The 11,678-nt window shown below is 71.1% G+C and carries 10 protein-coding genes; 4 read left to right on the forward strand and 6 right to left on the reverse strand.

All coding sequences use genetic code 11. The features are described 5' to 3' along the window. Nucleotides 1-6 precede the first annotated feature (6 nt). Nucleotides 7-789, forward strand: a complete 783-nt coding sequence (locus P3X83_RS22575) for a GNAT family N-acetyltransferase (RefSeq protein ID WP_277307151.1) — start codon at nucleotides 7-9, stop codon at nucleotides 787-789. Between the two features lie 3 nt (nucleotides 790-792). Here the strand turns inward: P3X83_RS22575 and P3X83_RS22580 are convergent, their stop codons facing one another. Next, on the reverse strand, nucleotides 793-1,023 hold the full coding sequence (locus P3X83_RS22580) for a hypothetical protein (RefSeq protein WP_277307152.1): 231 nt from the start codon (nucleotides 1,021-1,023) through the stop codon (nucleotides 793-795). A gap of 243 nt (nucleotides 1,024-1,266) precedes the next feature. Here P3X83_RS22580 and P3X83_RS22585 point away from each other — a divergent pair, with 243 nt between their 5' ends. Beyond that, nucleotides 1,267-3,339 carry a DNA topoisomerase IV subunit B gene (locus tag P3X83_RS22585; RefSeq protein WP_277307153.1) on the forward strand — a complete coding sequence of 691 codons (2,073 nt, stop codon included), beginning with the start codon at nucleotides 1,267-1,269 and terminating at the stop codon, nucleotides 3,337-3,339. A gap of 33 nt (nucleotides 3,340-3,372) precedes the next feature. Here the strand turns inward: P3X83_RS22585 and P3X83_RS22590 are convergent, their stop codons facing one another. Beyond that, nucleotides 3,373-3,867, reverse strand: coding sequence for a carbonic anhydrase (locus P3X83_RS22590; RefSeq protein WP_277307154.1), 495 nt, complete (start codon nucleotides 3,865-3,867; stop codon nucleotides 3,373-3,375). Nucleotides 3,868-4,016: 149 nt separating this feature from the next. Between P3X83_RS22590 and P3X83_RS22595 the strand changes: the two genes are divergently transcribed. Continuing rightward, nucleotides 4,017-4,361 carry a hypothetical protein gene (locus tag P3X83_RS22595; protein WP_277307155.1) on the forward strand — a complete coding sequence of 115 codons (345 nt, stop codon included), beginning with the start codon at nucleotides 4,017-4,019 and terminating at the stop codon, nucleotides 4,359-4,361. A gap of 33 nt (nucleotides 4,362-4,394) precedes the next feature. On the opposite strand, the gene P3X83_RS22600 is transcribed toward P3X83_RS22595, so the two are convergent. The 3 genes from P3X83_RS22600 to P3X83_RS22610 all read right to left on the reverse strand — a co-directional run bounded on the left by P3X83_RS22600 (nucleotide 4,395) and on the right by P3X83_RS22610 (nucleotide 8,307). Continuing rightward, nucleotides 4,395-4,958 carry a thioredoxin family protein gene (locus P3X83_RS22600; RefSeq protein WP_277307156.1) on the reverse strand — a complete coding sequence of 188 codons (564 nt, stop codon included), beginning with the start codon at nucleotides 4,956-4,958 and terminating at the stop codon, nucleotides 4,395-4,397. A gap of 156 nt (nucleotides 4,959-5,114) precedes the next feature. After that, complete coding sequence (locus tag P3X83_RS22605; RefSeq protein ID WP_277307157.1) at nucleotides 5,115-7,643, reverse strand: DNA topoisomerase IV subunit A; 2,529 nt, start codon at nucleotides 7,641-7,643, stop codon at nucleotides 5,115-5,117. A 103-nt stretch (nucleotides 7,644-7,746) separates the two neighbouring features. Beyond that, nucleotides 7,747-8,307, reverse strand: coding sequence for a GNAT family N-acetyltransferase (locus P3X83_RS22610; protein ID WP_277307158.1), 561 nt, complete (start codon nucleotides 8,305-8,307; stop codon nucleotides 7,747-7,749). Between the two features lie 82 nt (nucleotides 8,308-8,389). Here P3X83_RS22610 and P3X83_RS22615 point away from each other — a divergent pair, with 82 nt between their 5' ends. After that, a complete protein-coding gene (locus P3X83_RS22615; RefSeq protein WP_277307159.1) occupies nucleotides 8,390-10,483 on the forward strand; it encodes a RecQ family ATP-dependent DNA helicase in 2,094 nt (697 codons plus the stop codon). Nucleotides 10,484-10,620: 137 nt separating this feature from the next. Here P3X83_RS22615 and P3X83_RS22620 read toward each other — a convergent pair whose 3' ends face one another. Next, nucleotides 10,621-11,514: a sugar kinase gene (locus P3X83_RS22620; RefSeq protein ID WP_277307160.1), complete on the reverse strand. Its 894-nt coding sequence runs from the start codon at nucleotides 11,512-11,514 to the stop codon at nucleotides 10,621-10,623. Nucleotides 11,515-11,678 lie beyond the last annotated feature (164 nt).

Here is an 11,678-nt window from a genome sequence, read left to right on the forward strand (position 1 = left end):
ACGCTCATGGTCGACGCGAAACTGCCCCCGGCGCGGGCGCCGGGGTCCGGCGGGGTGTTCGACCTGCTCGTGGACCGGTTGGTGGATCGGGCGTGGCCCGCGCCGTACCGGGTGGAGGCCGAAGGCTGGGTGTATCGGCACGCGGGCGGGGTGAGCAAACGGGCCAATTCCGTGCTTCCGCTCGGAGAGGCCGGCGACCTGGGCGGCGCGGTGGATCGCGCCGAGCGGTTCTACGGGTCGCTGGGGCTGCCCTGCGCGTTCTGGATCGGCCCGGGTGTCACGCCTGGACTCGATCGCGAGCTGGACACGCGAGGATATCGGGTGGTCGATCCGATGCTCGCGATGGCGACCACGCTGGGCCCGTCGGCGAGCACGCCCGAGGGGGTGACGCTGGAGGAGAGCCTGACCGGCCGGTGGCTGGACGCCTGGTGGCGACTCTACGCTCCGGACGCCACGGACGGCGGTGGCCGTGACGCCATGGCGGCGCGCATCCTCAGTGGAGCCGAGGCCGTCTACGCGTCGGCCGCCGCCTCGAACGGTGAGACGGTCGCGGTAGGGCGCGGCGTCGTGCAGGGAGAGTGGCTGGGGATCTACTGCATGGCCGTGGAGCCGCGGGCGCGACGCGCCGGCCGTGCTCGCGGCATACTGAGCGCCCTGCTCTCACATGGAGGACAACAGGGCGCTGAAGGGGCATATTTGGTGGTCACGGAGTCCAACACCGCGGCCCGGGCGCTGTACGAGCGCGCCGGATTCGCGGAGTCGGCCCGGCGTCATTACCGGGTTCGATGACACTTATCTTTCGTTGTCGCGTGCGATCGAAGGGGTTTCGCTCAGCCGTGCGGACTCGTCCTGGATGTCGGCGCCCTTGTCGCGCAACGCAGCCACGTGCTGACGCCCATGGTGGGCGCAGAACAGCAGCTCCCCACCCACGGGCAGGGTCGCGCGAATGTAGGCCTGGGCGCCGCAGCGGTCACAGCGGTCGAGGGCCGTCAGCGGCTTGGTGGGGGCGAGAGCTCCAGTCACGTATCGCCTTTCGGGTCATCCCCGCCTGGACGAGGATCTGGCGTCAGTCACTTGGGACAACATCTAACCGGACCTGGACGTTCCCAATCACCCCCCGGCTACGCCGAGAGCGGAATGTGCCGGAAAGTGACGGGGATCACTCCACAGGTAACGTCAATCCTCTCCTAATGGCAAGCTTGTACGCGCACGATCGGGAAGAACGGTAAGCTACGCACACATGTTCGATGCAGAGTGGGAGTCGGTGTGACCGCCGTACGTCTGGAGACGGGCTACACGGCCCGTCATCTGTCGGTGCTGGAGGGGCTGGAGGCGGTCCGCAAGCGTCCAGGGATGTACATCGGGTCCACCGACACCCGGGGCCTGATGCACTGTCTCTGGGAGATCGTCGACAACTCGGTCGACGAGGCTCTTTCCGGCTACTGCAGCCGCATCGAGGTCGAGCTGTACCGCGACGGGTCGATCGAGGTTCGTGACAACGGCCGGGGCATCCCGGTCGACATCGAGCCCAAGAGCGGCCTGGCGGGCGTCGAGCTCGTCTACACCAAGCTGCACGCGGGCGGGAAGTTCGGCGGCGGCGCGTACGCCGCGTCGGGCGGCCTGCACGGCGTGGGCGCCTCGGTGGTCAACGCGCTGTCCTCCCGCCTCGACGTCGCGGTCGACCTCGACGGGCGGGTCCACGAGATCAGCTTCCGGCGCGGGGTGCCCGGCGTCTTCGACGGCGACGGCCCCGGCTCCAGGTTCAAGAAGAAGTCCGGCCTGCGCGACGGCGGCAAGCTCGGCCGCAAGGTCACCGGCACCCGGGTGCGCTGGTGGGCCGACAACCAGATCTTCCTGCCCGACGCCGAGATCTCGCTCGACGAGATCCACGTGCGGCTGCGCCAGACCGCCTTCCTGGTCCCCGGCCTCACCCTGGCCCTGCGCGACGACCGTGGCGAGGAGCCGGTCGAGGAGGAGTTCCACTTCGACGGCGGCATCTCGGAGTTCACCGAGTTCCTCGCGCGTGACGAGCCGGTCTGCGAGGTGCTGCGGCTGCAGGGCGAGGGCCACTTCCACGAGACGGTGCCCGTCCTCGACGACCAGGGCCACATGACCCCGACCGAGGTCGAGCGCGAGCTCACCGTCGATGTCGCGGTGCGTTGGGGCAAGGGCTACGAATCCACCGTCCGGTCGTTCGTCAACGTGATCGCCACCCCCAAGGGCGGCACCCACGTCAACGGCTTCGAGCGGGCGCTGGTCCGCACGGTGAACGAGCAGCTCCGTGAGACGCGCCTGCTGAAGAACGGCGACGACCCGGTCCTGAAGGAGGACATCCTCGAAGGGCTCACCGCGGTCGTCACCGTGCGGGTGCCCGAGCCGCAGTTCGAGGGGCAGACCAAGGAGGTGCTGGGCACCTCCGCCGCGTCCCGCATCGTCTCCCACGTGGTCTCGCGCGAGCTGAAAGAGCTCTTCGCCACTCCCAAGCGCGCCCAGAAGCAGCAGTTGCGGGCCGTCCTAGAGAAGATCGTCGCCGCCGCCAAGGCGCGCATCGCCGCCCGCGAGCACCGTGACAACCAGCGGCGCAAGAGCGTGCTGGAGAACTCCGCGCTCCCGGCCAAGCTGGTCGACTGCCGTAGCGACGACGTCGACCGCACCGAGCTGTTCATCGTCGAGGGCGACTCGGCGCTGGGCACCGCCCGCGCCGCCCGCGACTCGGAGTTCCAGGCGCTGCTGCCGATCCGGGGCAAGATCCTCAATGTGCAGAAGGCGTCCGTCGCCGACATGCTGAAGAACGCCGAGTGCGCGGCGATCATCCAGGTCATCGGCGCCGGGTCGGGCCGCTCGTTCGACCTGGACTCGGCCCGCTACGGCAAGGTCATCCTGATGGCCGACGCCGACGTGGACGGCGCGCACATCCGCTGCCTGCTGCTGACCCTGTTCCACCGCTACATGCGGCCCATGGTCGAGGCCGGCCGCGTGTTCGCCGCCGTCCCCCCGCTGCACCGCATCGAGATCAGCAACCCGGGCCGCAACCAGGAGAAGTACGTCTACTGCTACACCGACGCGGAGCTGCACAAGGTGCTGCGCGACCTGGAGCGGCGCAACAAGCGCTGGAAGGACCCGGTGCAGCGCTACAAGGGCCTCGGCGAGATGGACGCCGACCAGCTCGCCGAGACCACGATGGAGCCGCGCCACCGCACGCTGCGCCGCGTCCGGATCGAGGACATCGAGGCGGCGGAGAAGATCTTCAACCTGCTGATGGGCAGCGACGTGGCGCCCCGCCGCGAGTTCATCGTGGGCAGCGCCGCCGAGGTCGATCGCGACCACATCGACGCCTGAGCCCCGCGCCCCCGGGCGGGGGCGCGGGGGCCGTCACAGCTCGACGGGCATCAGCTTGCCGGTGTGCACGTCGTAGATCGCGCCGCCGATCGGCATGTCCGGCGGCAGGAACGGGCTGGTGCGCACCCGCACCAGGTCGTGCCGCAGCGCCTCGCTCTGGTCGGGCACCGTGTGGAACTCCAGGCTGCGGGTGTCCATGCCCTGGTCCGCGGCGATCCGGTGCACGTCGTCGTCGCTGACCTTGGTCATGCCGCAGTCGGTGTGCGGCATGACCAGCACCCGCTCGACTCCGAGCAGATAGACCGCGAGGACGAGGGTGCGCAGGACGTCGTCGGTCACCCGTGCACCCGCGTTACGGAGGATCTTGGCGTCTCCCGCCTTGAGCCCCAGCAGGCCGAGCGGGTCGATGCGCGAGTCCATGCAGGTCACCACTGCCAGGCCGCGTGCGGCCCGGCCGGTGAGGCGTGAATGCTTGAAATTGCGGGTGTACTTCCGGTTACCGGTAAGCACGTCATCGAACGCGGTCATAACGCCAATGATTCATCATCGTGTGATCCACGTGATTTCGGGTGGCTATTGCGCCGCCATTTGGTCCGATCCCCGGTATGTCTTCGGCAAACATGTCGCACACAGAGTGACACTGTCGTAACTTAGGGTCGGACTATCGTGGAGAGGGCATGAGTAAGAGCCAATCCGTGGCGGCGTATCTGCGGCAGCAGGCCCGGCGCCGCCTTGACCGGGTCGAGCGGCGCGACGAGGAGCGCAACGCCCGCTGCGCGCTGGCGCTCTTCGACGCCGCCGCCTACACCGCCGCGCTCGGCGACGACGACCCACTGGTCACCGGGCTGGTCGAGGCCGGTTGTTTTGACGGTGGCCAGGGCTTCCGGCCCGCCGACGAGATCGCGGCGCTGATCCGCTGCTGGGAAGGCGAGCCCTGGCAGCTCCTGCTGTCCATCAGGACGGCCCGCCGCACCCCTACCGCCTCCGCCCACCACGCCTCCGCCCACCACGCCCCCGCCTGAGCACGCCGGCCCGGGCCTGTGGGGGCCGGGCGGTCAGGAGGGCTCGTTGCCCGGCTTCCACTTGATTCCGCAGCCCAGGCTGGGCTGCTGGGCGCCCGATGGCCTGCCGCCCGCGAGGACGGCGTCGGCGGCCGCGCGCAGGGCCGCTCCGGTGACCGGTGCGTCGTTGCGCGGGCGGGCGTCGTCGAACTCGCCCCGGTACGCCAGGCGCAGCTCGCCGTCGTAGAGGAAGAAGTCGGGAGTGCAGGCGGCCCGGTAGGCGGCGGCGACCTCCTGCGTCTCGTCGAGCAGGTACGGGAAGCCGAACCCCGCCCGCTGGGCCTGCTCGGCCAGGTGGGGAGCGTCGTCGTCAGGGTAGTTGACCACGTCGTTGCTGCCGATGGCGACGACGGCCACCCGGTCGCGGTAGTCGGCCGCGAAGGCCCCGATGCCGTGCTCGATCCGCCGGACATAGGGGCAGTGGTTGGACAGGAAGATCACGAGCGTCGCAGGGCTGCCCTTGAGATCGTCGAGGGACACCCGCCCGCCCCCGACCGCCGGCAGTTCGAACGCGGGCGCCTGGGTGCCGAGCGGAACCATGAACGAGGTGACTGGCATGCGCTCATTGTCGCTCACGAGGGCGGCCCGGCACGCTGTTCGGGCGAAAGCGCCGTGTGGGCCACGTGGGGCCGCGTGTGACCCGACCTGGCCCCCGGGCGGCCCGGCCGTCTGTTCGGCCGGGCCACGGCGTCGTGAGGCCCGTTCAGCGGGTGATCAGAAGAGCTCCGACGAGTCGTCGGCGGGGGAGTCGTCTCCGGAGCCTGAGGCCTGCGGCTCCGGGTCGGGGTGGGCGCCGAGGGCGCCGCCGACCGCCACGACCGTGTTGGTGAGCCGCACGCCGGAGCCGTCGCGCCGCCCCAGCTCGTCGGGCAGCGGGACCGGCTTGCCGGTCGCGGACGTGCCCCTGGCCGGCGCGGGGCCCGCCCAGGCGAGCAACAGGGTGTCCTCGCCCTTCAGGAACCGCTGGGCGCGGACGCCGCCGGTCGCCCGGCCCTTGGCCGGGTACTCCGCGTAGTCGGAGACCTTTCCGCCGCCCGTCTGGGTGCCGGGCAGGGCGGTGGCGGACCCGGCGATGGTGACCACGTGGGCGGGCACGCCGGGATCGACCGCGCCGAAGAAGAGCACCGTGTGGCCCGCGTCGAGGCGCACGCCCGCCATGCCTCCGGCGGGCCTGCCCTGCGGGCGCACCGATCTGGCGGGAAAGCGTAGCAACTGGGCGTTGGTGGTGATGAACACCAGGTCGTGGTCTTCCGAGGTGAGTTCGACCGCGCCCACCACCCGGTCGTCGTCCTTCAGCCCGATCACCTCGAAGTCGTCGCGGTTGCCCGGGTAGTCGGGGGTGACGCGTTTGACCACGCCGGAGGCGGTGCCCAGGGCCAGGCCGGGGCCGTCGGGGTCGAGGGAGCCGAGCCCGACGACCGTCTCGCCGGGGGTGAGGGTGACGTACTCGCTCACCGGGTGCCCGCCGGACAGCGACGGCGGGTTGGCCGACGGCGGCAGCGCGGGCAGGTCGATCACGGCGACCCGGATCATCCGGCCGAGCGAGGTGACCACGCCGATCTCGCCGCGCACCGTGGAGTTCACGACGGACACCAGGACGTCGTGGTTGGACCGGTCGCCCTCGCCCGCGAGCGGCCCGGCGTCGCCGGTGCGCGCCAGCAGCCCGGTGGAGGACATCAGCACCCGGCACGGGTCGTCGGGGACCTCCAGCGGGACGGCGGTGGCCGTGGCCACCCCGGAGGACTCGAGCAGGACCGTGCGCCTGGGGGTGCCGAACTGCTTGGACACCTCGGCCAGCTCGGCCGAGACCACCTGGCGCAGCCGGTCCTCCGACGACAGGATCGCGGTGAGCTCCGCGATCTCGTCCTGGAGGGTCTGCTTCTCGCGTTCGAGCTCCAGCTTGTCGAACTTGGTCAGGCGCCGCAGTGGCGTGTCGAGGATGTAGGCGGCCTGGATCTCCGACAGCCCGAAGACCTGCATGAGCCGCGACCGCGCCTGCGCCGAGTCGTCGGAGGAGCGGATGACCTGGATGACCTCGTCGATGTTGAGCAGCGCGATGACCAGGCCGTCGACCAGGTGCAGACGCTCCTCACGCTTGCGCCGCCGATAGGAGGAGCGGCGGCGGACGACGTCGATGCGGTGACCGACGTAGACCTCCAGCAGCTCCTTCAGGCCCAGCGTGCGGGGCTGCCCGTCGACCAGGGCGACGTTGTTGATCCCGAAGGTCTCCTCCATCGGCGTGAGCCGGTAGAGCTCCTCCAGCACGGCCTCGGGGTTGAAGCCGTTCTTGATCTCGATGACCAGGCGCAGGCCCTTGTGCCGGTCGGTGAGGTCCTTGAGGTCGGAGATGCCCTGCAGCCGCTTGGAGGTGACCAGCTCCTTGATCTTCGTCACGACCCGCTCGGGGCCGACGTTGAACGGCAGCTCGGTGACCACGATGCCCTTGCGGCGCGGCGTGACCTGGTCGATCGCGCACTTGGCGCGCATCTTGAAGGTGCCCCGGCCGGTCTGGTAGGCGTCGCGGACACCGTCGAGGCCGATGATCGTGCCGCCGGTGGGCAGGTCGGGGCCGGGGACGAAGCGCATCAGCGCCTCAAGCGTGGCTCCCGGTTGCTTGATCAGGTGGCGGGCGGCGGAGATCACCTCGACGAGGTTGTGCGGCGCCATGTTGGTCGCCATGCCCACCGCGATGCCGGTGGCCCCGTTGACCAGCAGGTTGGGCAGCGCGGACGGCAGGACCGTGGGCTCGGTCTCCTGGCCGTCGTAGTTGGGCTTGAAGTCGACGGTCTCCTCGTCGATCGACTGCACCAGCATGGTGGCCGCCGTCGCCAGCCGCGCCTCGGTGTACCGCATGGCGGCCGGCGCGTCGTCGGGGGAGCCGAAGTTGCCGTGCCCGTCGATCACCGGCAGCCGCATGGAGAACGGCTGCGCCATCCGCACCAGCGCGTCGTAGATCGCCGCGTCGCCGTGCGGGTGGAGCTTGCCCATGACGTCGCCGACCACGCGGGAGGACTTGACGTGCCCCCGGTCGGGCCGCAGGCCCATCTCGCTCATCGAGTACAGGATGCGGCGCTGCACCGGCTTGAGGCCGTCGCGGGCGTCGGGGAGCGCGCGCTGGTAGATGACCGAGTAGGCGTATTCGAGGAAGCTGGTGCGCATCTCGGCGGAGACATCGATATCGATGATCCGCTCCTCGAAGTCCTCCGGCGGGGGTGTGGTCGTTCGTCGGGCCATGTCGAACATTGTGCCGAAGGTGGGGGGCGTTCCGCGACCTGGACTCGGCTCGCCATACGGCATGCGCCGGATGTCTCAAACGTCGCTCTCGTCGGATATTTCGCCTTGCCGGCTATTCCGCGCCGGGCCACGGGCCGGGGGTCGCCCCCGGCTCCTGCCGTTCGCTCACCACGGCCCGGAACACGGTGAACCCGCGTGCCCGGTAGTTGGCCAGCGCGTACGGCCCGTCCATGGAGCAGGTGTGCACCCACACCCGCCGGGTCGGTTCCCGCCCCGCCACGCGCTCGCCCATGTCCCACGCGCGGGCGGCGCCCTCCGACAGCAGCAGCCCGCCGACGCCCGCGCCGACGGCGTACGGCAGCAGCCCGAAGTAGAGGATCTCCACCACGCCGTCCGCCTGGCCCTCCAGCTCGACGTATCCGGCGGGCGTGCCGCGATGCCACGCCACCCAGGTCTCCACCTGCGGCCGGTCCAGATGCTCGGCCCACCGCTCGCGCGACCACCCCAGCCGGTCGGTCCAGTGGTAGCCGCCGCCGACCGACGTGTAGAGGAACCGGCTGAACTCCGGAGAGGGGATCTCGGCGCGGACGACCTCCACCGCGAGCCGCGCGGGCCCGGCCGGGACCAGCCGGGAGCGGTCCGTCTGCTCCAGATGCCAGGTGGTGAGCTCCATGAAGGGCCAGCGTAACGCCGGGTTTCCACGGCTTGGCGCCGGGCGGGCCAAAGCGGGTGGGAAACCTGGTAACAAGGAGCACATGACTGACGTCCTTCCCGAGGCTGCCGCGGTGCGAGAAGAGGCAGAGGAGCGCCTGCGCGCCCTCGCCGGAGACGGCGCGAGACTCCGCGAAGACCAGTGGACCGCGATCGAGGCCCTGGTGCTCAAGCGGAGCCGGGTGCTGGTGGTGCAGCGCACCGGCTGGGGCAAGTCGGCGGTCTACTTCGTGGCCACGGCCCTGCTGCGCGAGCTGGGCGAGGGCCCCACCGTCATCGTGTCGCCGCTGCTGGCGCTGATGCGCAACCAGATCGCCGCCGCCACGCGGGCGGGCATCCGCGCCGTCACCATCAACTCGGCGAACACCGACGCCTGGCAGGAGATCTACGCCCAGGTCGCCGAGGGTGAGGTCGACGTCCTGCTGGTCAGCCCCGAGCGGCTGAACAACCCGGAGTTCCGCGACAACGTGCTGCCCGAGCTGGCCGAGAGCGCCGGGCTGGTGGTCGTCGACGAGGCGCACTGCATCTCCGACTGGGGCCACGACTTCCGGCCCGACTACCGCAGGCTGCGCAACCTGTTCGACGACCTGCCGCCCGGGGTCCCGGTGCTGGCCACCACCGCCACCGCCAACGCCCGGGTCACCCGCGACGTCGCCGAGCAGATGGGCGAGGAGACCCTGGTGCTGCGCGGCCCGCTGGAGCGCGAGAGCCTGCACCTGAGCGTGGTCCGGCTGGCCACCGCCGAACAGCGCCTGGCCTGGCTCGCCGAGACCCTGCGCGAGCTGCCGGGGTCGGGCATCGTCTACACGCTCACCGTGTCCGCGGCCCACGAGATCGCCGCCTACCTGCGCGAGCAGGGCCACGAAGTCGCCGCCTACTCCGGCCAGACCGACCCCGACGAGCGGCTGGCCGCGGAAGAGGCCCTGCTGCACAACAAGATCAAGGCGCTGGTGGCGACCAGCGCCCTGGGCATGGGCTTCGACAAGCCCGACCTGGGGTTCGTCGTCCACGCGGGCGCGCCGCAGTCGCCGGTGGCCTACTACCAGCAGGTAGGCCGGGCCGGGCGTGGTGTCGAGCGCGCGGAGGTCATCCTGCTGCCCGGCCCCGAGGACCGCGCGATCTGGGCCTACTTCGCGTCACTGGCCTTTCCCGCGGAACAGGTCGTGCGCACCACCCTGGCGGCGCTCGATGGCGGGGTGCTGTCCACCCCGGCGCTGGAGACCAGGGTCGATCTCAGCCGCAGTCGCCTGGAGATGATGCTCAAGGTCCTCGACGTCGACGGCGCGGTCCGCCGGGTCAAGGGCGGCTGGGAGGCCACCGGCGAGCCGTGGGTCTACGACGGCGAGCGCTACTCCCGCATCGCCGGGGAGCGGCGGGCGGAGCAGGAGGCCATGCTCGGCTACCTCACCACCTCCGAATGCCGTGAGGAGTACCTCCGCCGCCACCTCGACGACCCGGCCGCGCGGCCGTGCGGGCGCTGCGACAACTGCACGGGCACGCACCGCTCCACCGAGATCGCGCAGGCGGCGGTGGAGGGTGCGCGGGAACGGCTCGGCCGTCCCGGGGTGGAGCTGGAGGCCCGCAGGCAGTGGCCGACCGGCATCGCCGACCTGAGCGGGCGGATCAAGCCGGAGTTCGGCGCGGAGCCCGGCCGCGCCCTGGGCAGGCTCACCGACATCGGCTGGGGCAACCGGCTGCGCGCGCTCCTCGCCGACGACGCCCCCGACGGGCCGGTGCCCGACGACGTGTTCGGCGCGGTGGTGAAGGTGCTGTCCTCGTGGGACTGGCGGCAGCGGCCGGTGGCGGTGGCGAACCTGCCCTCGGCCCGCCGTCCGATCCTGGTGCGCAGCCTGGCCGAGCGGCTGGCCTCGGTGGGCAGGCTCACCTACCTGGGCGAGCTGGGATACCGCTCGGGCACGCCCGGCCGCCAGTTCAACAGCGCCCAGCGGGTGCAGGCGATCAGGGCGACGCTGATGACGCCGCCTGGGCTGGCCGAGGCCGTGGCCGGAGCGGGCGGGCCGGTGCTGCTGGTGGACGACCGGGCCGACACCGGGTGGACCATGACGATGGGGGCGGCCCTGCTGCGCCACGCGGGGGCACCCGCGGTGCTGCCCCTGACGCTCGCCGTGACCTCCTGAACCCTGCCGTCGCATCCCGGGCCCCGGAAAGGGGCCCGGACAGGCCGGAGAGGCCCCTGGGGGCCGTGGGAGAGCCTTTCAGCGAAGGCACGAGCCCGAAAAGCCGAGCGCGGGGCCTCAGGACGGCAGGCCGGGCTTCAGAGTCGGGGACGCGCGCCGAGGTGGGAGATCGCCTTGGCGGCCAGCCGGCACCCGGACGCCAGGGCGTCGGTCGGCTGCTTGCCCTCCAGCCACACGGGCAGAAAGCCCGCGGCGAAGGCGTCGCCCGCGCCGGTGCCGTCGACGACCCGGTCGACAGGCTCGGCGGGTACCCGCACCGGCTCGCTGCGGCTGTTGGTGTACCAGAGCGCGCCCTCGGCGGTCATCTTGATGACCACCTGCGGGAACCACGCGGTCAGCACCTTGGCGGCGGCGGCCGGGTCGTCGCGCCCGGTGAGCACCTTGGCCTGGTCGATGTTGGCGAACAGCAGCTTGGCGCCGTGGGTCCACTCCAGGAACGGCTCGGCGCCGGTGCGCTCCAGCGGCGCGGCCGAGGCGGAGTCGACCGAGATGCTCATGTTGGCCCGCCTGGCCAGGTCGAGCGCGGTCATCCCGGCGTCGCGTGAGCCCTCGTTGACCAGGGTGTAGCCGGACAGGTGCAGGTGACCGCCCGCGGCGAACAGGTCACGCGGCAGGTCTTCGGGAGACAGGGCCGCGTTGGCGCCCGGGTCGGAGAGCATGGTGCGCTCGCCCTTGTGGGTGACCAGGACCACGCAGGTGCCCGTGGGCCGCTCGGGGTCCATCACGAGTCGCGCGTCCACGCCGTAGCCCATGAGCTCCATGTCGCGGTTGCGCCCCGTGATGTCGGCGCCCCTGCGGCCGATGAAGGCCACATCGGCCCCCTCGACCGCGAGCCAGGAAGCGACATTGGCTCCGGAACCGCCACCGTGCATGGTGACGATCGCTGGAGTGTCGCTGGCTCTGGCGAGCGGGAAGCGGGCGCGCGCGACCGCATCGGTCATGAGATCGCCCACCACCACAACCCGGGTCATGACGTCACCGCCTTGCTGCACTGCCCTCACGCCTCACGTCTGACGCCGAGAAACCTAACAGTTTCCGGCGGGCCTTTGGGCCAGAGACCCGAGAGTGGGCGGCAGTCGATGCACAAGCGTTGTTGAACGGGACCGCATGGTCATGTCACCTGAGATGTCGGTTT

Origin of the sequence: Spongiactinospora sp. TRM90649, from assembly GCF_029382225.1 — a bacterium.
GTDB lineage: Bacteria > Actinomycetota > Actinomycetes > Streptosporangiales > Streptosporangiaceae > Spongiactinospora.